This is a genomic window from Providencia sp. NPDC089933, assembly GCF_049545585.1.
Taxonomy (GTDB): Bacteria; Pseudomonadota; Gammaproteobacteria; order Enterobacterales; family Enterobacteriaceae; genus Providencia; species Providencia huashanensis.
The window spans coordinates 171,853-198,570 of the sequence record NZ_JBMWDT010000009.1; the positions used below are offsets into that span (position 1 = coordinate 171,853).

Consider the following 26,718-nt stretch of genomic DNA (forward strand, 5'->3'; position numbering starts at 1 on the left):
TATCACTTACTCTGTCGTCATTTGTTCATTTTGTTTTTGAGCCTGCTTCGCTTTTACTCGAGCTATAGCAGCAGCAACCGCAATTTTCCGCGGGTCAGTTTCTTCTTCAATAGGTTGTTTTGCGGCTGGAGTTAACTCTTCTTGGGCAACTTGCTCTGCTTGAGCCGCTTTCTTGGCCTTAGCGCGGGCAATAGCAGCCGCTACCGCCGCTTTGCGTGGGTCGACATCTGTATCGGGGGTTGTGTCTGCCACCGGTTCAGTCGCAGTAGGTTGCTGAGCCGCTTTCTTGGCCTTAGCGCGGGCAATGGCAGCCGCTACCGCCGCTTTGCGCGGGTCGACATCTGTATTGGGAGTTGTGTCTGCCACCGGTTCAGCCGCAGTAGGTTGCTGAGCCGCTTTTTTCGCCTTAGCACGGGCAATAGCAGCCGCTACCGCCGCTTTGCGCGGGTCGACATCTGTATCGGGAGTTGTATCTGTCACCGGTTCAGCCGCAGTAGGTTGCTGAGCCGCTTTCTTGGCCTTAGCGCGGGCAATAGCAGCCGCTACCGCTGCTTTGCGTGGGTCAACATCTGTATCGGGGGTTGTTTCTGCCACCGGTTCAGCGGCAGTAGGTTGCTGAGCCGCTTTCTTGGCCTTAGCGCGGGCAATGGCAGCCGCTACCGCTGCTTTGCGTGGGTCATCGTGAGTGTCTGGATTGTTCTGCTCAACTTGAGCCGCTGCTAATTTCTCAGCTTGTTTAGCTCGAGCTTGTGCTTTACGTGCTTCACGGGCTGCAATGACAGCACTATTATCTGGTAATTCGCCTGAAATGATTTTAACCGGATCAGAGGCGGTACTTTGTTTTGCTTTGACCCGAGCTAAAGCCGCATTAACAGCGTCTTTACCAGCGCTATCAACTTGTACGGCGGCTTTCTTATGCCGCTCTTCACGTGCTTTCTTATCTCGTTCCATCCGTAATTGCTTAGCTTCAAAACGAAGTTTTGCTTCTGCGGCTCGGCGTTCCTCTTGGGCAATTTCACGAATTTCTGCTTTTTCTTGGCGGTAATATTGAACTAGCGGAATATTACTAGGACAAACATAGGCGCATGCTCCACACTCAATACAGTCGAACAGATTGTGCTTTTGTGCTTTTTCATGTTCTTCGCCTTTGCTAAACCAATAAAGCTGTTGGGGTAACAAAGCAGCTGGGCATGCTTCTACACACAGCCCACAGCGGATACAAGCTTCTTCGGGAGATTCAGCCCCCATTTCTTCAGATGTTGGAACCAACAGGCAATTACAAATTTTAACAACAGGTACATTTAGGTCCGGTAGGGTAAAGCCCATTAATGGCCCGCCCATGATTACCATTTGTTCCAGCTCTGGATTAAAACCTGCTTGTTGTAATAGGTGTTTAACAGGAGTGCCTAAACGAGTCCAAAAATTCCCCGGTTTGCTAATAGCATCACCAGTAACGGTCACTACACGTTCAATCAATGGTTGCCCATCAATAACCGCGCGTTTTATCGCCACTACGGTGCCTACATTTTGCATTAATACGCCAATTTGTGATGAACGGGCACCAGAAGGGACTTCCTTACCGGTTAATATTTTTGTGAGCTGCTTAGCACCACCTGATGGGTATTTGGTTGGTATAACCCGTATGAATATCTGTTGATCTTGTTTGCTCAGCGCGTGTTTTAAAGCGCGGATCGCTTCTGGTTTATTATCTTCAATCCCAATTAAGACTTGGTCTGGGTTTAATAAGTGCTGTAATACTCGGCAACCTTCGATAACTTCCTGAGCATGTTCTTGCATTAACCTATCATCTGCAGTGATATACGGTTCACACTCGGCAGCATTAATAATTAAGGTTTTAATTGCTTCTTTTCCACCTGCTAATTTTGAGGCAGTAGGGAAGCCAGCACCACCAAGACCCGCAATACCCGCTTGCTCTATTTTTTGCAGTAATTCAGCTTGAGACAATTGTGTGTAATCTGCTTCAGGACTCAATGTGCACCAGGTATCATTGCCATCCGATTGAATACGAACACATAGCTCTTTCAAACCTGATGGGTGCGCTGTTACCATCGGTTCAATGGCTGTTATTACGCCAGATGTAGAGGCATGAACAGGTACTGTACGACCCAATCCTTTAGTGAGGGGCTGGCCTTTTAGGACATATTCACCCACTTGCACAATTAATTCACCTTCAGGGCCTAGATGCTGCTGTAATGGTATAATTAACTCATTAGGCACTGAAGCAATACGCATGGGGGTTTGACTTGATTGCAATTTCATTTCAGGCGGATGAATACCGCCGTTAAAATCCCAAATATTCTCTTTTTTTAACCAACTAAACAGCTTAAGCATGAGTATTACCTCTCGCTTGCGTTAATGGCTGTTCATTGGGTTCAACATTAATATTTTTAACGGGAATGGCGTTTAAATCCCATTTCCAGTTAGCGGTAGTCGTTTTCACAGGAACAAGTTCAATACAATCAGTAGGGCACGGGGCAACACACAGGTCACAGCCCGTACATAAATCTTCAATCACAGTGTGCATAGCGCGGGTCGCGCCAACAATAGCATCAACAGGGCAAGCTTGAATGCACTTGGTACAACCAATACAGTTTTGTTCATCAATGATAGCCACTTTACGCACAGGGTTTTGTGCCGCTTCGTCACCATCAATAGGTTGTGGATCAACATTTAGTAGCTCAGCAATTTTTAACATAACTTGCTCACCACCAGGTGCACATTTGTTGATCATTTCCCCATTGTTAGCCACGGCTTCTGCATAGGGGCGGCAACCTGGGTAGCTACATTGACCACACTGGCTTTGGGGTAAAATCGCTTCGACTTGTTCAACGATAGGGTCAGCTTCAACTTTAAAACGCAAAGAGGCATAGCCCAAAATAAGGCCAAATATAAGACCAAAAACGGCTAATATACCGATAGCAATCCAGACTGACATCATTAGAATTTCACCAAACCACTAAAGCCCATAAATGCGAGTGACATCAAGCCGGCAGTAATTAAGCCAATTGATGAGCCACGAAACGGGGCAGGGACATTGGCAACAGCTAGCCGCTCTCTGATTGCGGCAAATAACACCATTACTAATGAGAACCCAACAGCTGCACCAAAGCCGTAGACGGCAGATTGCATAAAAGTATGGGACATGTTGATATTTAGTAATGCAACGCCAAGAACCGCGCAGTTAGTCGTAATTAGTGGTAAGAAAATACCTAATAAGCGATAAAGCGTAGGGCTAGTTTTTCTGACAACCATTTCAGTAAATTGAACTACTACAGCTATCGCCAAAATAAAGCTTAGCGTGCGTAAATAGATAAGATCGAGTGGAACAAGTATCAGGGTGTCAATCAACCATGAGCTTATCGAAGCTAATGTTAGAACAAAGGTTGTTGCTAACCCCATTCCTATAGCGGGTTCAAGCTTAGTTGACACCCCCATAAAGGGGCATAAACCAAGAAATTTTACAAGGACGAAGTTGTTAACCAACACCGTTCCAATAAAGAGTAGTAGATAATCAGTCATGCTATTGCCTGAAATGAAAAAAGAACAAAAACTGACCTAAGCCAGCTAAACTATCATTATGATATCAAGCAATTTATCTGGCGCTTATCGATCTTGTGTGAAAGTCATTTTTACACGCTGTGAACGTTTTAAGTAAGGGACGAAGAAACCGGCTCCAAGTAATGGCCAGGCAAGCACTTGTAAGGCGGTATTATCATCAATAGGTGAAAATGCAAATGTTTTTATACCTAATAACAATAAGATAAGTAACCAAATAATAAAACGACGTGGAAAATGTTTTGAATGAGCAAACATCAGTTGCAGTACATGAATACTAAATAATGTCATGGCAATTGCGATAGCAAATGATAGATACCATGCCAAGGGAATATAGCTTGCCCAATTATCAACTGTGCTCACAATTTCATAAAATTTAATGCAATACATGACTGTCATACTGCATACGGCTAAAAACGTTAGCAACAGATACATAGCTGGCAGCAGTAACCAGCCAGTGATACGGTTAGCATTATAAACTGAAGACATAAGTAAACATCCATTTTTGCAAAATAGCGGTAGAAGATCCTAGGGTATTTTATAATCCTATCATAGATATATTTGCCATTTAATTCATTCTGATGGTACTTTTTATATCTTTCTGAGTTTGTTTTTGTATGAGGTCAATATGTCTAAACCGATTAAAGTAGGGGTCATAGGTTATGGCTATGCAAGTAAAACCTTTCATGCGCCTTTCTTAGGTTTTCTAAAAGAGTATGATTTAACTGCAATTTCAACGAGTGACCCTAACAAAGTTAAGGCGGATTGGCCAAATGTCAATGTTGTTGCATCTCCAGAAGCTATTTTTGCTGATAATGACATTGAATTAGTGGTGATCCCAACGCCAAATGAAACTCACTTTCCTTTAGCTAAAGCGGCATTATCCGCGGGCAAACATGTGGTTGTTGATAAACCATTTACTCTAGACGTTGCACAAGCAGAACAACTTAAACAACAAGCAGAACAGTCAGGGAAATTGCTTTCTATCTATCATAATCGTCGGTGGGACTCTGGCTTTCTAACTGTCAAAAAAATACTTCAAGATGGTTGTCTTGGTGATATTAAATATTATGAGTCACACTTTGATCGCTACCGGCCAATGGTAAGGCAAAGATGGCGTGAAGCGAATATTCCGGGCTCAGGTATTTGGTATGATTTAGGACCCCACTTATTAGACCAAATACTGCAATATTTTGGTAAGCCGATGGGGATCACCGCTGATCTTGCTATGATCCGCCCGAATGCGGAAGCGGTAGACTACTTTCATGTCATATTACAATATGCAACTAAAAAGGTGGTTTTACATGCGACCACGTTAGCAGCCGCACCTATGCCAATTTATGTTATTCATGGTATGAATGGTAGCTATGTAAAGTATGGTTTAGACCCGCAAGAAGATTGTCTAAAAAGTGGAATGAAACCAGAAGGTGAAAAGTGGGGCGTAGATGACAACACTGGAATCGTGACCCTGTCACAAGGTGAGGCGCTTATCACACAACCTTGGCCTAACGAAAAAGGTAATTATGGTGGGTATTACCAAGCTATTTATGATGCGATACGCCATAATAAACCCAATCCGGTCACACCAAGTGAAGCTATTGATATCATGAAGCTTATCGAAGCAGGAATACGTTCAGCAACAGAAAAGCGTACTATTGAATCAATTTTTTGAGTCCACGACCTATCATAAAGCCAGTCTATGTAACTGGCTTTTATTATGGAAAACAGAATGAACCTGCTAGCTAAACTAAGAATAGACCCATTTTTACTTATCATGATAGGCGTTGTAATTATTGCTAGCCTTTTTCCTTGTGAAGGGGAAATAAAAACGGGCTTTCAATATCTAACAACTGCCGCAATCGCATTGTTGTTCTTTATGCATGGTGCAAAGTTATCAAGGGAATCAATAGTGGCAGGTATAGGCCATTGGCGTCTGCACCTGTTAGTTTTTGCGAGCACGTTTATTTTATTTCCTATTGTAGGATTAGGGCTCGCTGTCATCGTTCCTGAATGGATGTCACCCACTGTCTATATGGGGTTTTTGTACCTTTGTGCATTACCTGCGACGGTACAGTCCGCGATTGCCTTTACTTCAGTTGCAGGTGGTAATATAGCGGCGGCGATTTGTAGCGCTTCAGCATCCAGTATTCTTGGCGTATTCCTTTCTCCTATTTTAGTCGGTGCTTTAATGGATGCAGATGGTAGCCAGGCGGTCGATACGCTTAATGCAATTGGCTCTATATTATTACAGTTAATGTTACCATTTGTAGTAGGGCACTTAGCGCGACCTTTAATTGTTAATTGGATTAATCGCCACCGTAAATTAGTCAATATAACTGACCGTTCCTCTATACTATTAGTTGTTTATGTTGCATTTAGTGAAGCTGTCGTTGAGGGAATATGGCAGAAAATCGACGCATTTTCTTTACTGATGATAGTGGTTGTCACTTGTGTCATTTTATTTATTGTCATAGTGGTTAACACATTAGCCGCACGCTTGCTTGGTTTTAGTAAAGAAGATGAGATTACTATTGTATTTTGTGGGTCTAAAAAAAGTTTAGCTAATGGGGTTCCAATGGCTAATGTATTGTTTCCTGCGGCAACGGTAGGGGTGATCTTACTTCCTTTAATGATTTTCCACCAAATTCAGCTGATGGTTAGTGCTGTATTGGCTCAGCGTTACGCTAAACGGTTATTAACTAAATAATATATTATTGACTTGAGGATATGGCACCACCTTAAGTCAATGCTGTTTACTTTCATTCTATTTTAGTTACAACATACTGTGGGTGTTTTTTTATAAAGAACATACATTAACTCGGTTCTAATTAATGGCTTACTAGGGAAAAAGGGCGGGTCAAAATGCAGTGAATGGAATGGATGAGGGCACCCAGTGTGATGCCCTTTAGTTTTTATCGTTTAGCTGCTTTTTCTAACAGTGCATTTTTCTCATTTGTGGATAAAAATGCGATAGCAAGGCCATTACGTTGAGCTTGCTCGATTTCAGCAGCGGTCAAGCCTGCTTGTGGTGCAGCGACTTCATATTCATAACGTAACTCAATTCCTTGCACTGCTGGGTCATCAGTATTTATTGATGCTAATACCCCATGCTGTAAAAAGGCCTTTAACGGGTGTTTAGCTAATGATGAGACAGTGCTAGTTTGGATATTGGAAGTTAAGCAACTTTCCATACCGATTTGGTGCTTCACTAAATAATCAATTAGAGCGGGGTCTTCAATTGCTTTTACACCATGGCCAATTCGTTGCGCACCTAATACATTAATTGCATGCCAAATACTCTCTGCTCCCGCAGCCTCACCTGCATGAACGGTAATATTTAAACCTGCATCTCTGGCTTTTATGAAGTGAGACTCAAATAATTCCCCTGGAAAACCAAGTTCATCTCCAGCGAGGTCTAAAGCACACAAATGATGGCGATGAGCTAAAAGCCCTTGTAATTCAGTAGAGCAAGCATGCTGCCCAAACGTGCGACTTAAAATTCCGATCAAATTAATTTTGATTTCAAATTGTTTGCAACCTGCTTGTACACCATCAATAATCGCTTCCACGACACCTTCGACAGGTAAGTGGTGCTTCATCGCCATGTAGTAAGGTGAAAAACGAAGCTCTGCATAATCAATCCCCGCATTAAACGCATCTTCTACATTTTCAAATGCAACACGGCGGCAGGCATCTAAATCAGCGAGTACTGAAACCCCCCAATCTAATTTTGACAAAAAACCGACTAAATCAGCTTCCTGTCCTATAATTTGTACATGAGGGCGTAATGCCTCAAGTTCTATTGCGGGTAATTGAATATGGTGCTGTTCAGCTAGTGAAAGAATAGTTTCCGGTCGGATATTACCATCAAGGTGACGGTGTAAGTCGGTTAAAGGGAGACGGGTATTTATCACGGGATGATCCTTTATCTGTTTTCTTTCCTTATTTTGGCCGTTATTTAGCTAAAAGCAATTGTAAATCACGTAAAATGTGAAACATGATAAAAGATTACATTTAATTTGTGATGTGCATCACCGAAATGTTGGTGATAAAAAAAACGCCAGTCATAATTGACTAGCGTTTTTTCTATTAGCTTGAGTTTGATTAGTTAGCAGGTGTTTCAGCTTGTGGTGCTAACTCAGGCTCATTACCAATTTCTGGTGCGATTTCCGCACCTGGAGCTGGTTGAGCGTCATATTCTAACTCGTCTTCAGGTCCAGACATGATTTTCATCTTAGTCAAGAACTCAGCTAAGGTGTACTTATCATTGTTGAATGTCAGGTCGTTACCAGCGAATTTGATCGTCATTGTTAAATCATTTTCGCTATCAATCATCCAAGGTGATTTTTTCTGTTTAGCTTTTTCAGCGCGTTCTTCATCGGTCATAAACATTTCTTCAAACGGGGAAGAGAACATATCCGAAGTCAACATTTGCTGTACACCTGCAAATTCAGATGTCACCATACCTTTCATTTCTTTTTTAGTTTCAGCATCAACTGGAACGCCTTGGTCTAAAATCATGGCTTGTGTCATGGATTCAATTACCATTGGCTTATTCAGCTTCAGGTTAAAATCAAAAGAAGAAATCAATTGTTTGAATGCTTCATCAACTTTATTAGACATTGCCAACGCGGTGATTTCGTCTTGGTTCCATTTATTGAAAGTGACATTTAAGTCAACAGAGCTTTGGCCAGCTTCATTTTTCCAATATAGCGGGCTAACTGTGAATACAGGTTTGCTTTTCATTAGCTCAGGCAATGTGGTTGACATCATTTCCATGGCTAAACGTTCAGTAGCTTCTGATGGGTCACCAGTTGCTAAACCTTCTGCTAAGGCTTTGTTGTATTGTTCTACAAATTTACCTAATGCTTTAGCATCTAGTTTTTCAATTGCAACAGTGACTTGGCCTGAACCTAAATTTTGTTCTAATGCTTTAATGTCACCAATACTGTAAGAAATGTTGCCTTTAACATCTTCACCGTTGATAGAAGTATCACTGGCGATTTTAAAATCTTTAAATGAGAATTTTGTTTCTGGGATATTGAAGTCTGTATCTGCAATCACAAATTCTTGTGTTCCTGTGTAGAAACCATATTGTGATTTTTTGACATTAGAAACTAATTTTAACCCTTTAACGGTCATTGTTTCTGATTTATCTGCTTTACCCATCACAAAGTTATCAGTGATTATTGATGCATCGACAGACTCTAAGTCTGCTGTAGTTGAAACATCAAATTTAGAGCCGCTAAACGATAGCGAAATATCATCTTTGCTATATTCAACTGGGATAAGCTCTAAGTTAGTATCGATACTTTTGCTATAACCAATGACAGCAGAACCATTAACAAACGGCTTTCCTTTGGTTGCTTCAAAAAGCTCTTTAGTTGTTGCATTATTTGCTAATTCTATTTGAGTAGCAGCCAGTTTTGGCAACAAATTAAACTTAGCAACTTGTGATAATGGGAATGGGCCATGATCAATATTTGTCTTAAATATGATAGAATCATCAGGTGTTACTGAATCAGCTGAAGTAATTACGATGTCAGCTTTAGAAGAGAAAACGCCTTTTTCATAGTTTTCTACTTTGAAATTCAAACCTGCTTCAGGCACATTTACAGCAAAAAAATCGTTGGTTTTGAGGATCACTCTGTCAAGTTCATCTTTTACTTTTGAACCTGTATACCACGATGCACCCGTCCATACAGCGCCCAGAGCTACAATAACACCAACCGCGACTAATGACTTTTTCATTATAAACATCCATCCTTTCAGTACGTTATAAACGTACTTATAAAATTATATAAGTTTTAAATAACCGTTTTTTAACAAAATAAACGGTTAAATACAGAATATGACACTACTTATTAAAAACTCGGGCAAGCTTACCATTGCCGTTAATGGTAATACTTTTCTCATAAGCAGGTAGAAAAACAGACTCACCAGAATCTATGCATATTTCTTCATTACCTGAACGGAAAACTAACTGACCTTCAATACAAAATAAAATTGAGGCTGTATCGTTAGATAGAGTAACCTCCGAGTTGTTTATAGAATATATATTAAATGAAAAATCTTCTACTGGAATATTATATTTCCAGATATTTCCAGATTTTTCGGGGATACTTAATAAATCCTTTGCTGACGTAGGGTTAAAGTCAATATTCGCAATCAGTTCAGGGACATCTATGTGTTTATTTGTTAACCCTGCACGCAGAACATTATCTGAATTAGCCATGACCTCTAACCCAACCCCTTCTAAATAAGCATGCGGTGTTCTTGCATATAAAAACATCGCTTCACCGGGTTGCAGTTCAACAACATTAAGAAGAAGTGGGGTAAATAAACCATTATCTTCAGGGTATAAACTTGCCATTTGCTTTATTGAGTTCCACGGTTCACCTTGGCGACTATTTAAAGCTGCTTTTAGTACTCCAAGTGCGAGCTCTTTTTGTTCACCTGTTAAATTAAGAATTTGTGCAAATAGGCGTGATAGCTTTTCTTCTGTTGGGTCTTGAACAAATAGTTGGATGTCCGGATGAGCCGCTGAAACAAAATCAAGCAATTGTGCTATTTCATTCAATGGACGAAATGCATTCATTGCTTTAAAAGGTGTTAAGGCATAAATTAATTCTGGTTTATGGTTATCATCTTTATAGTTGCGAATAGGTGAGTCTACTGGAATACCCGCTGCATTCTCTTTAGCAAACCCGACCTCAGCATAGGTTTTGTTGGGATGTACTTGTACTGATAGCGGTTGAGCAGCGCACAGTACCTTAAACAAGTACGGTAATCGATGATAAGTTTGTGCGATATGCGAACCCAAATAATATTCAGGGGCGCTCTCAATCAAGGTGTTAAGGGGGACAGTTTGATTTTTTTGCGCATCGAGAACTTCTGAGCTCGCTTTGGGGTGAGCCCCCATCCAAAGCTCAGCCATTGGTAGGTGGTTAGGGTTAGGGAGCCCATATAGCTTAGTTAGGGCCGTTTTACTACCCCAATCATAATTTTGGACTTTGTTTATCATTTTAAGCATAGCAAAATTCTCTTTTTTATAAAAATCAACTCATTTCCTTTTCATTACAGTACAATAAGCTCGACTAAGTCTCATAAATGAAATTCAATTTGTGGCATTATACTGCTCGGTTATTTGCTTACCTGCAAGCAGATGATTCTAAAATCAATTATTCTGTATATGTACCTAAGGAGATAGTAATGGCAGCCACTCGCATTGAAAAAGACTCAATGGGACCTATTGAAGTACCTGCTGACCACTTGTGGGGCGCGCAAACGCAGCGTTCTTTAGAACATTTCCGTATATCTGTAGAAAAAATGCCTGTCGCGTTAATCCACGCACTCGCTATCACAAAAAAAGCCGCCGCTAGTGTAAATATGGATCTAGGATTATTAGCCAAAGAGCGTGGCGATGCAATCATTGCTGCTGCTGATGAAGTATTAGCTGGCAAACACCCTACAGAGTTCCCACTGGCTATATGGCAAACGGGTTCTGGTACGCAAAGTAACATGAACATGAATGAGGTATTAGCTAACCGTGGTAGCGAAATCCTCGGTGGCCAGCGTGGTAATGATCGCCTTATTCACCCAAATGACGATGTTAATAAAAGCCAAAGTTCAAATGATGTTTTCCCAACAGCCATGCATGTCGCTGCGGTGGTTGCTATTCGCGAACATCTACTACCAGAACTAAAAGTTTTACACAAAACTTTAGATGCAAAAGCAAAAGAATTCAAAGATATCGTCAAAATTGGTCGTACCCACTTACAAGATGCAACCCCATTGACGTTAGGCCAAGAAATTTCTGGCTGGGCTGCAATGTTAGCACACAATGAAAAACATATTGAGAATTCAATACCTCATGTTTGTGAACTTGCTCTGGGTGGTACTGCTGTCGGTACAGGGTTGAATACTCATCCTGAATACGCAGTTCGTGTTGCGAAAAAAATTGCCGAATTAACGGGTCAGCCATTTATCACTGCACCTAATAAATTTGAAGCTTTGGCAACGTGTGACAGCTTAGTTCATGCTCATGGTGCACTGAAAGGCTTAGCGGCTTCATTAATGAAAATTGCGAATGATGTTAGGTGGTTAGCATCAGGTCCTCGTTGTGGCATTGGTGAAATTGCGATACCAGAGAACGAACCAGGCAGTTCAATCATGCCAGGGAAAGTTAACCCTACACAGTGTGAAGCATTAACAATGCTATGTGCGCAAGTGATGGGAAATGATGTTGCAGTTAATATTGGTGGCGCATCAGGCAATTTCGAGCTTAACGTTTTTCGCCCAATGGTAATTGATAACTTCTTACAATCTGTCCGTTTATTAGCTGATGGTATGCGTAGTTTCAATGAACATTGTGCTATTGGTATTGAACCAAATCGTGAGCGCATTGAAAAATTACTGCATGAATCATTGATGTTAGTAACCGCTTTAAATACCCATATTGGTTATGATAAAGCCGCTGAAATTGCTAAGAAAGCTCATAAAGAAGGGTTAACACTAAAACAATCAGCATTGAAATTAAATTATCTGACAGAAGAACAGTTTGATGAATGGGTTCGCCCAGAAGACATGGTTGGAAGCATGAAGTCATAAACTTTATGGCTTGCTAATATCATGTAATAAACTGAGGAAACACCCATATTGGTAACAATTGGGTGTTTTTTAACGTTCTATATATAAATTTAAACGTGGGATTAATAATTCTACTGGCTTAGCTTTTGGCCGGTTACGTAGTGGGATATTATCTACATGGTAATCGTGTAATTCACCAACTTTTATTTCGGCAACTGTTTTCTCTAGGGCAAAAACAAATAAGGGGGTAGAGCAAGCAAATTGGGTTTGTTTTTGTTGAGAACTATCCCAGACTCGCGCTATCGGCTGAACTTTTACAGGGCGTTGAGTTTTTAAAATCGCATCATGGGGTAACGAGTAGATCAATTGAATATCGCTTTCTATTTGTAATTGCCAATGTTCTTTAGGGATATGTAAAGGGCAGCGACCACTTTCTAAACTTGCTTGTAAACGGCTTAATACGGTTTCTTTGGTCACTTTATTGATGATTTTTTTATTGGCCCATCCAAAATTAATGGTATCAATATCGACTAGTGAGGTGAGGGTGCGATAGGTATTTAATGTTAATAACCCATGAAGGCTTTCTCTTATAAATTCAAAACGTTGAGTTTCATTTATTTGTGTAACGATTGTTTTTATCTGTACTTTTAATTCATTAATCTTTGATATTAACGCATTAAATTCCCGATATGTTTTTAATTCAGTTTGGATACAGATAACACCAGGTAGACGGATAGCCGATTTATTGCTAATTTCTTCAGATTTATTATGGATAAACAGTAGGTTAATTAACTTAATTGTTGCTTCAATAGCGCTATGACTAGTTAATTTTTGAACTGGAATATGGCTAATCTCGTTATTTTCTTCACCTTTGATTATATTAGGTAAAATAAACGTACTTGCTACAAATGGGACGAGTTGAGCTTGTTCTAATAATAAATGACTAAGTTGTTTTATTTCAATCTCTAAGTTATTGAAAGTGTCGATAAGTTTTTGTCTAGGGTTCATTTTTAGTTACAACATTCTGTTTGTGATAAATAAAATGTAGCATTAACAATCATTATTAGCAATTTTTTAACCAGACAACGGGGGATTTTAGCGAAACTTAACGTTAACGGGCAGGGGAACTGGTAGCTTTTTCTCTTCATTGGTACTTCAGGATGAGTATTCACGATAGCAGTACCATCGATATCTTTTCGATATAAGGCTTTGGAATACGCCATTATCCTCGAATAAAATTCAGTAAATTATATATTAAATTGAAAGTATTAATGTCTTAATTATGGAAATATTAAACATTATAAATGATGTAATACTCACTCAATTTTAAAAGGTAAGGTATGCTGACTATCCCACCGCTGATCCAACCGTTTGTTGACCTTTTTCAAAAAAATACAACTACACAAGCTAATTACCAATACCTTGGTACCATTCAACATATTCAAGATGCTTTACCCGAAGGGGCAACACCAAGTCATCTTCGTTGTGCTTTACAAGGGGAAGGCGTTTTATCTAGTTACAGTACTAATAATGAGAATAATTATTTATGTTCTGTGAATGCGCAAACCTGTGTGGTCGCAACGCTATACAATAAAAATAATCAGACTGGAGCCGTTATTCATTTTGACCATAATATAATAAGTTTGATAGACCAAGCAGTTACTGCAACTTTATCACAAATAGCTCCTCAGAATAATAGCGATGTTGTATCAACGCTTACGGGAGGAATTTGGCTTATGGGTGGGGATAACATTGGTGAGCCGGTAAAAAAGGTATTAAACAATCATGGGGTAAATTCATCTTGGGAACAATGGGCGATTTCATCGTGTATACCACATAACTATGGGGTTGTATTGAACTTACAAGATGGAAGTATTAACGCTTTTGAACAACCAATTCACTCAGTTATGCAATTTATTAATCCGTTATTAGCAGAAGCTGAGCATGCTAATAATTTTAATAGTTATTTGAGACCAGAAGTACGTCGAGCCAAAGACTTTATGGAACGTTTTCGATTACCCGCAATAAGTGAAAGAGAAAGTGGATTAACATTTACTGAAGGTACAAGGAGTAGCAAGGTAACGGTGGATGATGTCAATAAATACCATTTCAATATACATAACATATAGTATTGAAATGGTTTTAGATATAAATATACAGTTTAGCCTATTACTCAATTTTTATTATATGAAAAACATTAATCCAATGATAAATCAATAACTTGATAGAATGCCTTTGACGTATCGTCTATCGTCCAAACAGCAAGAACAACCTGATATCCTGTTTGTTCTTGAGGCAACACACAGTTGTGTTTGACTGTGTTATCGGGGGTTTCTATACGGTGAAATTCGCAAAAAGGGGTTAATTCAAATTGAGCACGAGATAAGGGAATATTGGGCTCCCAATCGGGTTTAGTCATAAAATATTCCCATTTGGTCGTTTTATGTTTTGCAGTTAAATACCATTCAAATTCTACATTACGGGTCTTCAGGGGAACAGTCTTCCATCGCTCAGCTGTTTGTACATCGAGCGGTGAAAACTGAGAAAGGCCAGCGCTAGCAATTTCACCATCAGCAGGGCCTTGTTGTGGGAAACCTTTTGGACCTTCTAGTGACTGAGGTTCATATTGAATTTGACCACAATTGGTATTTACTTCTTTGCGGCACAAATACGAACGGCTTTCTGGAGACTTTACATATCCGTGGGGGTAGGCCAAAAAACTGCAGAAAAAAAGGATAGGTACAAGTAGTAATTGTTGTTTCATAGAATTTCCTCGTCATTAATAGAATAACTATCATCACTAACAACGAGGAGGATCGAAATTTCAACCTTTATTAAATACTAAGATAATTAATCATAACATCCTAATTTCAAACGATAGGCGATGATAATACCGATAAGTAATATTCCAGCAATAAATAAAGCAACACCGTTCCATCCAAAATAAGTCCAAAATACTCCACCTAAGGTGCCAGCAATACTTGAACCGGCATAATAACTAAAAAGATACATCGATGATGCTTGGCCGCGAGCCCGTTTCGCTCTTCGCCCAACCCAACTGCTTGCAACTGAATGTGCTGCAAAAAAGCCCGCCGTTAATACCGTCATACCAGATAGGATCACCCAAATATTTGGGTGTAATGTTAATAATATACCTACTAACATCATACAAATTGCAGAGATTAGTACACTACCTAAACCATATTTTTGTGTGAGACTACCAGTTTTAGTTGCGCTATATGTTCCCGTTAAATAAATGACAGAAAGAAGGCCTACAGTGGATTGTGAGAAATAGTAGGGGGCGTCAAGCAAGCGGTAACCAATATAGTTGTACATTGTCACAAAACCACCCATCAGTACAAAGCCTTCTACAAAGAGCCAAGGCAAACCCCGGTCCCTAAAGTGTAGGTGTAAGTTTACCCATAAATTTTTAGGTTTTAATGAGCTTGCACGGAAATGTTGAGATGGAGGTAATAGCCGCCAAAAGCCAATTGCAGCGATCAACGCTAATGCCCCTAAAAGAACAACAGCGACCCGCCATGAATAATAATCTGAAATTACCCCAGTCATTAACCGCCCACTCATACCGCCAATAGAGTTACCGCTAATGTATAACCCCATGGAGAGCGCAACATAACTCGGGTGAATTTCTTCACTTAAATAAGTCATTGCAACGGCTGCGACTCCGCTAAGTGATAGCCCAACCAATGCTCTAGCTATCAAAATACCATTCCAGCTTTGCATTACAGAGCTTAATAAGGTAAATAGCGCAGCACACATCAGTGCAATGACCATGACGTTTTTTCTACCAATGGCATCTGAAATTGGCCCTGTAATTAATAGACCTAGAGCCATTAAACCTGTACTGAGTGATAGCGACAAACTCGCGGTTGCAGGAGAAACATTAAAATCCTCAGACAACATTGGTAAGATAGGTTGAACAAAATATAACAGCGCGAATGTAGCGAACCCAACGGTAAAGAAAGATAAAGTGACACGTAAATATAGAGCATCATCTCTTTGAATATAATGCTTTTTAGGTTCGGTATGGGCAGGGGCGTCCGTTTTTTTCCCTTTGGCTGGTTGCTCAGAAGTCAGACTATTTGATGAATGTTCCATATGTATTCCTTGTCATACCAACTGGTTTGATTTCGATCAAAGAATAGAAATTTTTCAGTTTTTTGTCTAATATATTAATTATACACAATAATACTTTAAAGATATCAAATGAACTATGAGCATAGAACTTCGACACCTTAGATACTTTATTGCTGTCGCCGAGGAACTACACTTTGGCCGAGCAGCAGAGCGGTTGCATATGTCACAACCACCTTTAAGCCAACAAATACAAATACTTGAAGAAAAAATCCATGCAAAATTATTAGAAAGAAATAATCGTAACGTCGCATTAACACCTGCGGGAACGATGTTCTTGAAAGAAGCCTATCAAATTTTGGCTCAGGTTAATGCTGCGGCGACTAAAGCAGCGCGAATGGAAAAAGGCGAACTTGGCGAATTATCTATTGGGTTTACTTCCACCACACCCTTTATGCATAAGGTTACAATGAGTTTACGTCAGTATCGGGAGTCTTATCCTGAAGTTTCTATTCATATGCATCAGATGAATACTAAGCAGCAGATAGCTCCTTTAATTACTGGCCGTATCGATTTCGGTATTATGCGAAATACAGGGTTACCAGAGCAATTAGATTACAAATTATTATTCAAAGAACCTTTTATGGTGGCGGTTTATGAAGGACACCCATTGCTCGAATATGCTGATGTCGGCATTGATATAGAACAACTTGCTAATTACCCATTAGTTTTTTTCGAGCGCGATGTCGGGACTGCATTATACGATGAGATAAACCAGCTATTGACTTCTGCTGGTGTCGTACCAAAAATTTCTCAAGAAGCAGGTGAGGCAATGACTATTTTAGGCCTCGTCTCCGCAGGGATGGGGATTTCAATTATTACTGAGTCGTTTACACGTATGAAAGTTGATGGTGTGAAATATATAAAACTCGCTAATATTAATGCTTCATCTGAGGTTTGGTTAGTTTACAATACGCGTAGAACCTTACCTGCTGCGGCTAAAAAGTTAACCAACCTGTTAATGTCTAATATTGTTGGTGAATAATTGTGATTAACATCACACTTATGCTGTATGCGAAATCATTAATATGCAGATTAAGGCATAATAACTAATTGCTTTATAAAGGATTTCAATTATTGCCATGGTGAATCAAACAGGTCATATTGACCAGATAAAACAATTAAATACGGGGATCGTATATCGAATAATTGATCAACATGGTCCTATTTCGCGTATTGCATTATCCAAACAATCACAACTTGCCCCAGCCAGTATCACTAAAATCACGCGTGAACTCATGGATGCTCATATAATAAAAGAGTTAGAGTTTCCTGTTCTCGGGTTGCGTGGTCGCCCAGCAGTAGGCTTAGTCGTTGAAAGTGAAGGGTGGCAGTTTTTAGCAATCCGCATACAAGACAAGAAAATCACTATTTCATTAAAGGAAATTAACGCTACAACATTAGCTCAAACAGAATATCCTTTTAAACCTATTAATAATGAACAATTTATAAATAAATTATCTGAATTAATTAGTCATTTTTTTGCGAGCCACCAGAGTATATTAGAAAGAGTTACAGCAATAAGCATTCTATCTGATGGCGTCTTAGATCCTTATACCGGCGTTATCCATCACCATGCTCACTTTAATATTAACCAATTAGCTATTGGCGAATACTTAACTGAACATACAGGGCTACCTATTTATTTACATCCATCAGTGGATGCTTTGGCATTAAAAGATTATTTTTCCCATTTGGCAAAACGAAAAGCAAAAAACATTATTTATCTTCAACTACAAGATGTTGTCAATATTACAGTTCTAAACCATGGTATAACGTTAGATGCTAATACTCAGCGCCCCAATTTATTTGCTCATACCCAGTATAAAAAAACGCAAAACATCCCCTGTTATTGTGGAGGTGTTGGTTGCTTAGAAACACACACATCCCTACCTGCAATATTGCAACAAGCAAATAACTTACTCTGTAATTATTCTGACTCTTACTTACAACATAATATTATTTCTATTGATAGCATTTGTAGCGGCGTAAAATTAGGCGATACTCTTTGCATTCAACTTATCGACAATATTGCGCAGTTATTGGCAAAACCATTAGCTTTAATGGTCAATGTACTCGGAACCGAATTAATCTTAATCAATTCGCCTATTAATCAAATCTCAGAATTATTTTTTGATAAACTTCATCATTACATCGACCAACAGTCAATTCCTCTTTACTCATCAGAAATAACAATAGAAAAATCCACGTTAAGTGTTAGTGATAGTGAATCATCATTAATACAACGTGCTTTATATGATGGTTCGCTATTGATGCAGTTATTACAAGGTTAAATTAATTCGATAATCTTTACATTATCCCACACAAAATTGAGCTAACGCAAACTTATCACTTTCCCATTCCAATAAACTGAATCCATATCATTTTTGCAGCTTATTGCTGTGTAAGTCTGTCACTTCAGGATAGAAAAAGACCATGATCAATCTATTTATTACCGGGACAGATACAGATGTCGGGAAGACAGTATCGACGCTTGCCATATTGCAGGCACTAAATGGCCAGGGAATTAAAGCCGTCGGATATAAACCCATCGCGGATCAATGCATTGATACGCCAGAGGGGATAAGAAACAAAGATGCATTATTAATCCAAAGTGTATCTAAAGACCTTGTTTCCTATGATGAAGTCAATCCAGTGCGGATCAGCGATAATTATAGTCACGAAAACAGTATTGATTTCAATCAAATCAAACAAGGCTTAGAGCATTTACACAGCCAATGTGACATGGTTGTCATTGAAGGTAATGGAGGATGGCGATATCTTCTTGATGATAATACGTTTTATGCAGATTGGCTAAAAGGGCAACCAGTAGGTGTTATTCTTGTTGTAGGTATTCAACATGGCTGTGTTAACCATGCCTTGTTAACTGCGGAAGCGATTAGAGCTGACGGACTACCTTTGGTTGGTTGGATGGCAAATCGCATTAACCCTGGGCTCGCACATTACGCTCAAATCATTGAAAGATTACAACACCACATTAAGGCCCCACTAATTGGTGAGATACCCTATCTATTGCGCCCTGAAGAGAAAGAACTTGGGCATTATCTAGATGTGGAAAAACTTCAACAATTTATTGCTATACCCGCCTAACTCGCAAAATAAATAAAGGGCGCGTAAAAATATCGCGCCCTTTATTTTAGCCATTAGAAATCAATCAATGACGTGTATAAATAATTTTATACGAATCATTTTGGCAGTGCCCAACAACTTGCCCTTTAGATGAATCGACCTCATCATTAGGGACTGCGACTAAACTAAAATTGTCAGCAGGTACACCGTTATTGATGATTTTCTGCTTGATCTCTTCAATTACGCTTTCACATGAAGCTTGTGCAAAAACCGGTGCTAGCGTTAATACTAATAATGGAACTAATAATTTCTTTTGCATTATACCTCCTTGGTAATCAATCCATAAAACAGCAAGCTAGAAATTATGGATTGATTGGACGGCCTGTACTGACATCAAGACAGCGCTTGGTGCTAGGTTCCCAATAAGCATTCAGATTAAGGCTTTTTTCACATTTATCTTTTGCATCAAAAGCGGCATCTATCTTATCAAATTCTTTTTCAGTACGAGTATTGACTTTATTACGTAGCATACGGGTATTATCCCATTGCTCTTTTTCCTGACGCGCTTGCTCTTTGTTAAGGGAATCATCACCTTTACCAACAGAAACACATGTGCTTCCGGCGGTACAGGATGTGGTTGCTTGTGCTGCCAAAGAGGATGTTACCCAAAATAAAGGGAGACAAAAACAAAACGCAGTTAAGCCAGTTTTCAAAGTTTTATGTGGGCTCATGTAAAAATTCCTTACTTGAGTAGGGGCAATAACCAAAGTATAGCCAAAAGTATATGATTGCGTCAGTATAGAATAGTACTAAAAATCAAAGTTGTTTATGTACGGTTAAACCTGCAAAGGTTTGGCATACTGGCATCAATTCAAGTGTATTCACATTCATATGTGCAGGTAATGTTGCCACCCAATAAACCGTTTCAGCGATATCTTCAGGCGTCAAGGCTTCTGCACCTTGGTACGTATTAGCGGCTTTATCATCATCACCTTTAAAACGAATATTGGAAAACTCTGTTCCACCCACTAAGCCTGGTTCTATATCAGTAACCCGGATCTTTTTGCCTTGAAGGTCAGCACGTAGACCTAAAGAAAATTGTTTTACGAAGGCTTTAGTTGCGCCGTATACATTACCGCCCTTATAAGGCCAGCTCGCAGCCGTTGAACCGATGTTAATGATATGACCATGATTATTAGCGACCATACCTTGTAGTACCTCATAAGTCATATTAACTAAACCTTTAGTATTGGTATTAATCATAATTTCCCAATCATCAGGGTTAGCATCAAAAGCAGGTTCTAAACCGAGCGCTAAACCAGCATTGTTAACTAGTACATCAATATTTTTGAGATGAGCAGGCAAACTTGCAACAGCTGATTGAATTGCTTTTCTATCTTGGACATCCAAAGTTAATGGATAAAATTTTTCACCTAGTTCCTGATGTAGCGCTTCTAAACGTTCTGTTCTACGGCCCGTTCCAATAACGGTATAATTATGTTGAATAAATTTGCGAGCTATAGACTCACCAAAGCCCGATGAAGCACCTGTTACTAATATAATCATGAGAACCTCAAATTGTTATTGTTGTGTCAGCATGTAGCGATTTTAACGCTTTCTAATGTGAACTACAAAAGCTGTTATAATCCTAGGATATGTTTATCCTTAGGGTAACTTAATGTGTAACTAAATGGGATCTGAATCTCTTCATTCGGTTTTAGCCCAACATTCCAAGTTATTTTCCCTGTTTTTTTGTTGATCACAGCGTCTTTATTATCTACATCTGACACTTTTATATCACTGTCTTCACTAATAGGCAGTTGGTCATAAATAGTTAATTTAACAGGGGTTGGATGTATGTTTTTAGCTTTGATGAGATAACTCTCTTTTTGCTCTACCGTTGAACCAATGAAGCTTGGTTTTTTCTTCATTTTTTCATTGTTTTCACGTGAAATCTGAATATTTTTATCGATACCAAAAGGAACTTGTAAAGTATCAGTCAGTCGATTTGCATCGATTTTAACGTTTCCAATATACGTATTTCCATAGTAAATATTGGCATTTCCGTTCAATAAGTTTAGAGCTTGCCAATTTTCAATATCTGCTTGTAAGAAGACATCCTCTGCAAGTTTTGGTGTTGCAGTGTACTTATACTTAGCCGCAATATCTTCTTGTTTAATCGTCAATGAACTTGGCTTGGATGTACTTTTCAGTGTGAAAGGAAGGGTGATTTGATAGTTTAGGCTAATACCGTTATTTGCGGTGGTCACAAAATCAGCAATACCTGACCCAACCTTTTTTTTGCTAGCAGTCATACTTTCTTCATACATAGCAACAGGTGCAGCTGGCATTGGTTTCATACGGACTTGACGTTCCAACTGTTTATTTTCATCATAAATTGACAGACGCCAAGGCTGTAAATCAAAAGGGGTGATATTCTTTGATGGATTAATGGTCGATAAGGTTAGGTCAATATTTTCCCAATCAATACCTGTATTTTGAATGACATCCGCTTTATAAGTTAAAACTATAGGTGATTCTGTGTTCTGACTGCGTATATCATAGCTAGGTGACCAAGCGGCATCCTGTGTTAAATAAGAAAGCTGTAGTTTTGCTGTTGTGGCTTCAGGTGCGTCTATCGACATAACAACCTGTGTTTGTTTGCCAAGGGAAGCCGGCATATTTTGGTCAATTTGAGCTTGTAGCAGTGCTGATTTTTCTTCAAGCTCATCGATAGTGAGTTGATATTTTTGTTGTTCTTGTAAAATTTTCGTCATTTGCTGACGTATAAAGTCTAGCTTTTGGGATGATTGCTCTAAAGATTGAGCATTATTTTCCCCAAAAAAGCGTTGGTCTTTCAATAAGCTTAATTGTTCTTCTCCAACTTTAATCGCAATAATAGCATCTTCTATTTGCTGCATTAATTGCTTCTGTTGAGTTTGAAGTGCCTTGATATTTTCGGGATAAACAACTTCAGTAGGGACAGTTTGAATATTAACAGAACGAATTATTACATTTTTATCATTTAGGTTAACTGATAACGTACGTGGGTCAACGTTATGGGCTATATTCGTTAAAATTACCTTATTTTGCCCCTTATTAAGTGACAGCGTCACATCATTATCTAATTCAGCCCCGTGTAGAAATACAGTGGCATGATTTAATTTAACTGGTTGATTTAAATTGTTTTTAGCTTCAGCAAACGCATATTGAGACGTAAAAAGTGCCGTCAATATCAAACTACTTGCCAGTCGAGTAGATACGGTCATATGTGAACTCCAATAATGATAAAGTTATTACACACGAAATTATGTAACCATCCTATTTAACTGATCTTTTCAGCGATAGCAGATAAAACCGAAAAGTTGATTATAAAAATTAAGTTATTAAACCTAAAAATATCCATAAACAGAAAATAGCTAAAGGAAAATAAAAAAGATTAAGGTAAATATTGAAAGATGTTTTTTACTTTTGTGGAAAAATAATACATCAAATTTTTTTAAATTGAGAATAGGTGTATTTTATGAATATAGCCCCGACTAGCTCCACATTTTATTACAAAGCTGATCACAATGATGCCACTACAGTTATAAAGACGCTAAATAATGAATTATTAAAAATTGAAAAGGAGCTTTACAATCAATACGAGCCTAGCCCCGAAAGAAAAAATGAACTGAACAGTAAGGCATTTGAAAATATCAATATAATAGAAGATATCTTAAAGAATAAGGAAGAGATAAATATCAAATCAATCAAAAGGTTACAAGAATTAAACGTTATGTATGGTATGGCAGCAATGAAAAGTGGAGATACGGAGTGGGAGAGCTTTGGGTTATCCAAAGAGGTTTTTGAAAATAATGAGAAATTCTTTAACTCTACAGATTGTTTACTTAGTACCAGTGAACAATTAAAACAAAAGATAGATATAGAAAAAAGACTTACGTACTGGAATACCTGTCAATATAATTTTGCTTATAACATTGTTTATGAAGGAATGTCTGCACCAAGTGATCTAACACAGAATGATTTTCATCATCATTTTGAACAATGTAGCCGAAGTAATATTTCTAACGATATTGCAATCGCAGCAGCAAATGCAAAGTGTGCAGAAAATTTATGTAAATCCTCATTAACTGAGCAACAGAAATCATCTGATATATTAATGAATACAACATTAAGACTCAATAAGTTCTATCATGATTATATAAATACGCCTTCCGCTGATTTAAATGATGACATAAGGTCTGATGCATTTTTTTTAGTCAAAAATTTGTCAGTTTACTTACCTTTTGAAATAAAAGAAAAATTTGGTATTAATTAAATAATATTAAGGAAGAAGAAATGCTCAGTTCTAGGCTTTATTCAGTAAAGGATACCAGTAGTCAATATGGTATTAATCTTGAAGAAAATACCAAATATTCATCATTAAAACATATTCTAGAAAACATAAAAAACATATCAAATAACAATGTAGAAATGAGCACTAGTGGGCCATCAGGGCATTCAATAATCTATACAAATGGTAAGATAAAGCAACCTGCAGCAAATGGCCATTTAATACTTAATCCAAGTGGGATTGACCTACGAGTTATCCCTGGGAAAATTAAAAACGTTAATTACGAAAAAATTAGTGATAATAGATATAAAGCTAATTTAATGTCTCATGATGGAAATAAAGTATTGTCATTAAGTTTTTATTCAAAAGAAGATTTAAACATAAGCTCAAGTGAAATCTCCTCTCTAAAATCAACAATGAAAACAATAAATAAAAGTAATGATATTGAAAACTTATGGAGAAACATGGCTGATGTACACCATTTTTATCCAATGCTACAACAACTTGGAATAAGCAAACTTGAAGCATTCCAAAAAGTACCAAATGACTTGGCAAGAAAAGTAAGTACAGAAAGTTTATTGACAACTTTAAATAAGATACATAACGACAATAAAAAAATGATGATTTTTGTGGGTAATGATTCTGCAATCCAGATCTATACAGGCCTAATAGATAAAATTACTGAAATAATGAATGGCAAAAAAATAGTCATCCACGGTACAACTGAAGAAGGAGGGAAATCAGTAATAAGAATAGCAAAAGATGAGGTTGGTGAAGCTTGGGTTGTTAATAAAAACTCTCGTGATGGGTTTATTACAAGCCTAGAGTTATTTAATAAAAATGAAGAGCATATAGCCCAATTTTATGGAGTTAGGAGAGAAGGGCAAAAGCAAGATGAATACTGGGGGGATTTAATGAGGAAATTACCGAATCACTAGCTCATTGATCATTATTAATAGAATTATAAAATAGAAAAACGGTGGATAATCAAATGATAAATAACATTTTTGATATTAAAACATTTTCATCACATCAAGGTACAGATGCAGAATCTACGCTCTCGGAGCACGAACCAAACATACACCAAAAAATTAACCATATCAGCAATCTCCCACTTGAGCTAAAACAAAATATTGCATTTAGGCTTGATGCTTCAAGTTATGAAAACTTTCGCAATGCATCAAAGGAAATGACAGATGATTTACCGTCTTTTCGTTATATGCTTGCGAGTTTAAAAAATAACAACTGTACTGGCCAATTAAGAGAAGATTATAAATCAGTGCTCTATGGTAACCTTAATCAGCGCTATGACGACCAATTAGATGGTATATGGACCGGGTAGTGATAATATTAGCAATAGAAGGCTAAACGTCAAAACCTCAAACTAAGATTGAAATATCCTATTTTAAGCATGTAGTATTAGAAGAACATTAAGAAAGCCTTTATGGAGAATTCATGCTAACAGTTTGGGGTCGTAAAACTTCATCTAACGTCCAAGCACTAATGTGGTGTATTGGTGAGTTAGAATTACCTTATAAGAGGCTTGATTTTGGGCATCGCTATGGCGGTACTGATACTGACGAATTTTACCGCTTAAATCCTAATCGTACTGTTCCTGTTATTCAGGATGGTTGCAACCCTCCATTATGGGAAACTGGGGCAATACTTAGGTATCTTGCTAACCGATATGCAAAAGGGAATTTTTGGCCTGATGAAATATTAGCAAGAACCGAGGTTGATCGCTGGATGGAATGGTCAAAGTTAAATGTAGCATTGGCATTTACGGCGCCTATCTTTTGGCAAGTAGCACGCACTCCAAAGGAATCCCAAGATATTAATTCCATCAAACTTGCTATCGACAAATTTGAAAATAATTTAATGATTGCAGAAGAGATATTAGCATCCAGAAACTACTTGGCCAGTGATGATTTTTCACTGGCTGACATCCAATTCGGGCATGTGTTGTATCGTTATTATGATATTGATATAAAAAGAAAATCGCTTCCTTACATTGAGGCTTACTATAAGCGTCTTCTTGATAGGCCTGCATATCGCGAGCATGTTGCTATTTCGTATGATGAACTCCGGCCAGCAAAACCTTAATCTTAGATGTATAAATAGCACTTTATGTGACGCTGTCACTTATTCATCGATAAAATGATGGGTATATCTACAGCTTAAAAATTTAAATCAACACCATAGTGTTGATTTAGAGAACAATCAGTTATTTATTCTTATATAAGCTTTGCTTTAACAGATTTAGAATCTCCTATCTGGAATCTACTAAAGCAACTTGTTTTTATTCCTGAAGAGAAGCGTTCTTTATCGTTAGTTGATTACTTTAAAATAGAATCTGAAAATGTAACAAGGCAATTTAAGCTTGATAAAGATAACGAGTGGGTCGCTGGTGACAACTTCACTTTAGCTGATATTTTTCTATCTCATACGCTTTTGTGGGCTAGGTTATGCCATGTTAACCTTAGTCCTACAATTAATGATTACATTGATAGGGCTATTAGCCGGCGGTCATACATACAAGCCCAGGAAAAAATAATTTATAAAACAACAAACAATAACATTTTGATTAACAGGAAAAATCACACCAATGAAAGCCATATCTATAGTTTTTCCAGCAGGTAAAAATATTGCGTTAGGAATAAAAACGTTAGAAATAAGAAAATGGGCACCAAACATCGATTGTAATGAAGACTTACTAATTGTTGAAAATCACCATTATCTTTTAAAAGATGGCGATGAAGAAATGGGGAAAGCAGTCGCAATTGTTAAAGTGAAAAATGTGAGGCCATTCGTTGAAAGTGATATTGATGCAGCCTGTGCATCTTACTATGAAGCAGGTTGGCTAGCTTGGGAACTAACTGATATCCGAGCTATTGAAACCCCAGTAAAAATGATAGCAAAACGTAAGATTTATGAAGTTGAGTTGAGCTAAGATTCAATCCTTACGATTAACC

General features: G+C 38.2%; 27 protein-coding genes. 13 read left to right on the forward strand and 14 right to left on the reverse strand.

The window, feature by feature from the left end; all coding sequences use genetic code 11:
- Nucleotides 1-6: 6 nt before the first annotated feature.
- The 4 genes from rsxC to ACPEH5_RS14265 all read right to left on the reverse strand — a co-directional run bounded on the left by rsxC (nucleotide 7) and on the right by ACPEH5_RS14265 (nucleotide 4,065).
- Nucleotides 7-2,352: an electron transport complex subunit RsxC gene (rsxC, locus tag ACPEH5_RS14250; RefSeq protein ID WP_423727050.1), complete on the reverse strand. Its 2,346-nt coding sequence runs from the start codon at nucleotides 2,350-2,352 to the stop codon at nucleotides 7-9.
- The gene (gene rsxB / locus ACPEH5_RS14255) at nucleotides 2,345-2,959 is read right to left on the reverse strand and encodes an electron transport complex subunit RsxB (RefSeq protein WP_071548120.1); all 615 of its coding nucleotides are present in this window, start codon (nucleotides 2,957-2,959) and stop codon (nucleotides 2,345-2,347) included. The genes rsxC and rsxB overlap by 8 nt, the downstream gene beginning before the upstream one ends.
- Entirely contained in the window at nucleotides 2,959-3,540 is a 582-nt protein-coding gene (rsxA, locus tag ACPEH5_RS14260; RefSeq protein ID WP_042843698.1) for an electron transport complex subunit RsxA, read from the reverse strand. Before rsxA ends, rsxB begins: the two co-directional genes overlap by 1 nt.
- Before the next feature lie 84 nt (nucleotides 3,541-3,624).
- On the reverse strand, nucleotides 3,625-4,065 hold the full coding sequence (locus ACPEH5_RS14265; RefSeq protein ID WP_042843700.1) for a DUF2569 domain-containing protein: 441 nt from the start codon (nucleotides 4,063-4,065) through the stop codon (nucleotides 3,625-3,627).
- Between the two features lie 139 nt (nucleotides 4,066-4,204).
- Here ACPEH5_RS14265 and ACPEH5_RS14270 point away from each other — a divergent pair, with 139 nt between their 5' ends.
- Both ACPEH5_RS14270 and ACPEH5_RS14275 read left to right on the forward strand, forming a co-directional pair.
- Nucleotides 4,205-5,248, forward strand: a complete 1,044-nt coding sequence (locus ACPEH5_RS14270; protein WP_198860647.1) for an oxidoreductase — start codon at nucleotides 4,205-4,207, stop codon at nucleotides 5,246-5,248.
- Between the two features lie 57 nt (nucleotides 5,249-5,305).
- Complete coding sequence (locus ACPEH5_RS14275) at nucleotides 5,306-6,283, forward strand: bile acid:sodium symporter family protein (RefSeq protein WP_042843702.1); 978 nt, start codon at nucleotides 5,306-5,308, stop codon at nucleotides 6,281-6,283.
- A 205-nt stretch (nucleotides 6,284-6,488) separates the two neighbouring features.
- Here ACPEH5_RS14275 and add read toward each other — a convergent pair whose 3' ends face one another.
- The 3 genes from add to manA form a co-directional block, all read right to left on the reverse strand.
- Entirely contained in the window at nucleotides 6,489-7,490 is a 1,002-nt protein-coding gene (gene add, locus ACPEH5_RS14280; protein ID WP_129465942.1) for an adenosine deaminase, read from the reverse strand.
- Between the two features lie 190 nt (nucleotides 7,491-7,680).
- The gene (locus ACPEH5_RS14285; RefSeq protein ID WP_042843704.1) at nucleotides 7,681-9,327 is read right to left on the reverse strand and encodes a YdgA family protein; all 1,647 of its coding nucleotides are present in this window, start codon (nucleotides 9,325-9,327) and stop codon (nucleotides 7,681-7,683) included.
- Between the two features lie 106 nt (nucleotides 9,328-9,433).
- Nucleotides 9,434-10,609 (reverse strand): mannose-6-phosphate isomerase, encoded by a 1,176-nt coding sequence (gene manA, locus ACPEH5_RS14290; protein WP_042843705.1) that lies wholly within the window; start codon nucleotides 10,607-10,609, stop codon nucleotides 9,434-9,436.
- A gap of 179 nt (nucleotides 10,610-10,788) precedes the next feature.
- Between manA and fumC the strand changes: the two genes are divergently transcribed.
- Nucleotides 10,789-12,186 carry a class II fumarate hydratase gene (gene fumC, locus ACPEH5_RS14295; protein ID WP_042843706.1) on the forward strand — a complete coding sequence of 466 codons (1,398 nt, stop codon included), beginning with the start codon at nucleotides 10,789-10,791 and terminating at the stop codon, nucleotides 12,184-12,186.
- 69 nt (nucleotides 12,187-12,255) lie between these two features.
- On the opposite strand, the gene tus is transcribed toward fumC, so the two are convergent.
- Entirely contained in the window at nucleotides 12,256-13,173 is a 918-nt protein-coding gene (tus, locus tag ACPEH5_RS14300; RefSeq protein WP_071548117.1) for a DNA replication terminus site-binding protein, read from the reverse strand.
- Between the two features lie 332 nt (nucleotides 13,174-13,505).
- On the opposite strand from tus, the gene ACPEH5_RS14305 reads away from it, so the two are divergent.
- Nucleotides 13,506-14,294 (forward strand): hypothetical protein, encoded by a 789-nt coding sequence (locus ACPEH5_RS14305; protein WP_166685985.1) that lies wholly within the window; start codon nucleotides 13,506-13,508, stop codon nucleotides 14,292-14,294.
- Between the two features lie 68 nt (nucleotides 14,295-14,362).
- Here ACPEH5_RS14305 and ACPEH5_RS14310 read toward each other — a convergent pair whose 3' ends face one another.
- Together ACPEH5_RS14310 and ACPEH5_RS14315 are read right to left on the reverse strand one after the other, a co-directional pair.
- Nucleotides 14,363-14,929, reverse strand: coding sequence for a lytic polysaccharide monooxygenase (locus tag ACPEH5_RS14310; protein ID WP_048607228.1), 567 nt, complete (start codon nucleotides 14,927-14,929; stop codon nucleotides 14,363-14,365).
- 86 nt (nucleotides 14,930-15,015) lie between these two features.
- A complete protein-coding gene (locus ACPEH5_RS14315) occupies nucleotides 15,016-16,284 on the reverse strand; it encodes an MFS transporter (protein WP_129465940.1) in 1,269 nt (422 codons plus the stop codon).
- Between the two features lie 115 nt (nucleotides 16,285-16,399).
- Between ACPEH5_RS14315 and ACPEH5_RS14320 the strand changes: the two genes are divergently transcribed.
- The 3 genes from ACPEH5_RS14320 to bioD all read left to right on the forward strand — a co-directional run bounded on the left by ACPEH5_RS14320 (nucleotide 16,400) and on the right by bioD (nucleotide 19,431).
- Nucleotides 16,400-17,305: a LysR family transcriptional regulator gene (locus tag ACPEH5_RS14320; RefSeq protein WP_042843713.1), complete on the forward strand. Its 906-nt coding sequence runs from the start codon at nucleotides 16,400-16,402 to the stop codon at nucleotides 17,303-17,305.
- Between the two features lie 97 nt (nucleotides 17,306-17,402).
- A complete protein-coding gene (locus ACPEH5_RS14325) occupies nucleotides 17,403-18,614 on the forward strand; it encodes an ROK family protein (RefSeq protein ID WP_129465939.1) in 1,212 nt (403 codons plus the stop codon).
- 142 nt (nucleotides 18,615-18,756) lie between these two features.
- Entirely contained in the window at nucleotides 18,757-19,431 is a 675-nt protein-coding gene (gene bioD / locus ACPEH5_RS14330; protein ID WP_048607224.1) for a dethiobiotin synthase, read from the forward strand.
- Nucleotides 19,432-19,495: 64 nt separating this feature from the next.
- On the opposite strand, the gene ACPEH5_RS14335 is transcribed toward bioD, so the two are convergent.
- From ACPEH5_RS14335 to ACPEH5_RS14350, 4 genes are all read right to left on the reverse strand, one after another.
- Entirely contained in the window at nucleotides 19,496-19,729 is a 234-nt protein-coding gene (locus ACPEH5_RS14335) for a DUF1161 domain-containing protein (protein ID WP_042843716.1), read from the reverse strand.
- Between the two features lie 43 nt (nucleotides 19,730-19,772).
- Nucleotides 19,773-20,141, reverse strand: a complete 369-nt coding sequence (locus tag ACPEH5_RS14340) for a DUF1283 family protein (RefSeq protein ID WP_042843717.1) — start codon at nucleotides 20,139-20,141, stop codon at nucleotides 19,773-19,775.
- A gap of 85 nt (nucleotides 20,142-20,226) precedes the next feature.
- Nucleotides 20,227-20,976, reverse strand: coding sequence for a bifunctional NADP-dependent 3-hydroxy acid dehydrogenase/3-hydroxypropionate dehydrogenase YdfG (gene ydfG / locus ACPEH5_RS14345; RefSeq protein ID WP_042843718.1), 750 nt, complete (start codon nucleotides 20,974-20,976; stop codon nucleotides 20,227-20,229).
- Nucleotides 20,977-21,050: 74 nt separating this feature from the next.
- Nucleotides 21,051-22,679, reverse strand: a complete 1,629-nt coding sequence (locus ACPEH5_RS14350; protein ID WP_206227131.1) for a DUF4139 domain-containing protein — start codon at nucleotides 22,677-22,679, stop codon at nucleotides 21,051-21,053.
- Nucleotides 22,680-22,933: 254 nt separating this feature from the next.
- Here ACPEH5_RS14350 and ACPEH5_RS14355 point away from each other — a divergent pair, with 254 nt between their 5' ends.
- The 6 genes from ACPEH5_RS14355 to ACPEH5_RS14380 all read left to right on the forward strand — a co-directional run bounded on the left by ACPEH5_RS14355 (nucleotide 22,934) and on the right by ACPEH5_RS14380 (nucleotide 26,696).
- The gene (locus ACPEH5_RS14355; protein ID WP_129465936.1) at nucleotides 22,934-23,731 is read left to right on the forward strand and encodes a hypothetical protein; all 798 of its coding nucleotides are present in this window, start codon (nucleotides 22,934-22,936) and stop codon (nucleotides 23,729-23,731) included.
- 20 nt (nucleotides 23,732-23,751) lie between these two features.
- Nucleotides 23,752-24,684: a ChuX/HutX family heme-like substrate-binding protein gene (locus ACPEH5_RS14360; RefSeq protein ID WP_166686545.1), complete on the forward strand. Its 933-nt coding sequence runs from the start codon at nucleotides 23,752-23,754 to the stop codon at nucleotides 24,682-24,684.
- Nucleotides 24,685-24,737: 53 nt separating this feature from the next.
- Nucleotides 24,738-25,088, forward strand: a complete 351-nt coding sequence (locus tag ACPEH5_RS14365) for a hypothetical protein (RefSeq protein WP_166686544.1) — start codon at nucleotides 24,738-24,740, stop codon at nucleotides 25,086-25,088.
- Nucleotides 25,089-25,201: 113 nt separating this feature from the next.
- Nucleotides 25,202-25,849, forward strand: a complete 648-nt coding sequence (locus tag ACPEH5_RS14370; protein WP_042843723.1) for a glutathione S-transferase family protein — start codon at nucleotides 25,202-25,204, stop codon at nucleotides 25,847-25,849.
- 243 nt (nucleotides 25,850-26,092) lie between these two features.
- Complete coding sequence (locus ACPEH5_RS14375) at nucleotides 26,093-26,386, forward strand: glutathione binding-like protein (RefSeq protein WP_423727052.1); 294 nt, start codon at nucleotides 26,093-26,095, stop codon at nucleotides 26,384-26,386.
- Nucleotides 26,352-26,696, forward strand: a complete 345-nt coding sequence (locus ACPEH5_RS14380) for an ASCH domain-containing protein (protein ID WP_048607213.1) — start codon at nucleotides 26,352-26,354, stop codon at nucleotides 26,694-26,696. Before ACPEH5_RS14375 ends, ACPEH5_RS14380 begins: the two co-directional genes overlap by 35 nt.
- The last annotated feature ends 22 nt before the right edge of the window (nucleotides 26,697-26,718 follow it).

Coding starts and splice junctions, on each gene's coding strand:
- ACPEH5_RS14310 (WP_048607228.1), bottom strand. CDS start 14,929: ATGAAACAACAATTACTACTTGTACCTATCCTTTTTTTCTGCAGTTTT.
- rsxC (WP_423727050.1), bottom strand. CDS start 2,352: ATGCTTAAGCTGTTTAGTTGGTTAAAAAAAGAGAATATTTGGGATTTT.
- ACPEH5_RS14380 (WP_048607213.1), top strand. CDS start 26,352: ATGAAAGCCATATCTATAGTTTTTCCAGCAGGTAAAAATATTGCGTTA.
- ACPEH5_RS14320 (WP_042843713.1), top strand. CDS start 16,400: ATGAGCATAGAACTTCGACACCTTAGATACTTTATTGCTGTCGCCGAG.
- rsxA (WP_042843698.1), bottom strand. CDS start 3,540: ATGACTGATTATCTACTACTCTTTATTGGAACGGTGTTGGTTAACAAC.
- ACPEH5_RS14350 (WP_206227131.1), bottom strand. CDS start 22,679: ATGACCGTATCTACTCGACTGGCAAGTAGTTTGATATTGACGGCACTT.
- ACPEH5_RS14355 (WP_129465936.1), top strand. CDS start 22,934: ATGAATATAGCCCCGACTAGCTCCACATTTTATTACAAAGCTGATCAC.
- ACPEH5_RS14360 (WP_166686545.1), top strand. CDS start 23,752: ATGCTCAGTTCTAGGCTTTATTCAGTAAAGGATACCAGTAGTCAATAT.
- ACPEH5_RS14365 (WP_166686544.1), top strand. CDS start 24,738: ATGATAAATAACATTTTTGATATTAAAACATTTTCATCACATCAAGGT.
- ACPEH5_RS14265 (WP_042843700.1), bottom strand. CDS start 4,065: ATGTCTTCAGTTTATAATGCTAACCGTATCACTGGCTGGTTACTGCTG.
- manA (WP_042843705.1), bottom strand. CDS start 10,609: ATGCTTAAAATGATAAACAAAGTCCAAAATTATGATTGGGGTAGTAAA.
- rsxB (WP_071548120.1), bottom strand. CDS start 2,959: ATGATGTCAGTCTGGATTGCTATCGGTATATTAGCCGTTTTTGGTCTT.
- bioD (WP_048607224.1), top strand. CDS start 18,757: ATGATCAATCTATTTATTACCGGGACAGATACAGATGTCGGGAAGACA.
- fumC (WP_042843706.1), top strand. CDS start 10,789: ATGGCAGCCACTCGCATTGAAAAAGACTCAATGGGACCTATTGAAGTA.
- ACPEH5_RS14305 (WP_166685985.1), top strand. CDS start 13,506: ATGCTGACTATCCCACCGCTGATCCAACCGTTTGTTGACCTTTTTCAA.
- ydfG (WP_042843718.1), bottom strand. CDS start 20,976: ATGATTATATTAGTAACAGGTGCTTCATCGGGCTTTGGTGAGTCTATA.
- ACPEH5_RS14315 (WP_129465940.1), bottom strand. CDS start 16,284: ATGGAACATTCATCAAATAGTCTGACTTCTGAGCAACCAGCCAAAGGG.
- ACPEH5_RS14335 (WP_042843716.1), bottom strand. CDS start 19,729: ATGCAAAAGAAATTATTAGTTCCATTATTAGTATTAACGCTAGCACCG.
- ACPEH5_RS14285 (WP_042843704.1), bottom strand. CDS start 9,327: ATGAAAAAGTCATTAGTCGCGGTTGGTGTTATTGTAGCTCTGGGCGCT.
- ACPEH5_RS14325 (WP_129465939.1), top strand. CDS start 17,403: ATGGTGAATCAAACAGGTCATATTGACCAGATAAAACAATTAAATACG.
- ACPEH5_RS14340 (WP_042843717.1), bottom strand. CDS start 20,141: ATGAGCCCACATAAAACTTTGAAAACTGGCTTAACTGCGTTTTGTTTT.
- ACPEH5_RS14275 (WP_042843702.1), top strand. CDS start 5,306: ATGAACCTGCTAGCTAAACTAAGAATAGACCCATTTTTACTTATCATG.
- ACPEH5_RS14270 (WP_198860647.1), top strand. CDS start 4,205: ATGTCTAAACCGATTAAAGTAGGGGTCATAGGTTATGGCTATGCAAGT.
- tus (WP_071548117.1), bottom strand. CDS start 13,173: ATGAACCCTAGACAAAAACTTATCGACACTTTCAATAACTTAGAGATT.
- ACPEH5_RS14370 (WP_042843723.1), top strand. CDS start 25,202: ATGCTAACAGTTTGGGGTCGTAAAACTTCATCTAACGTCCAAGCACTA.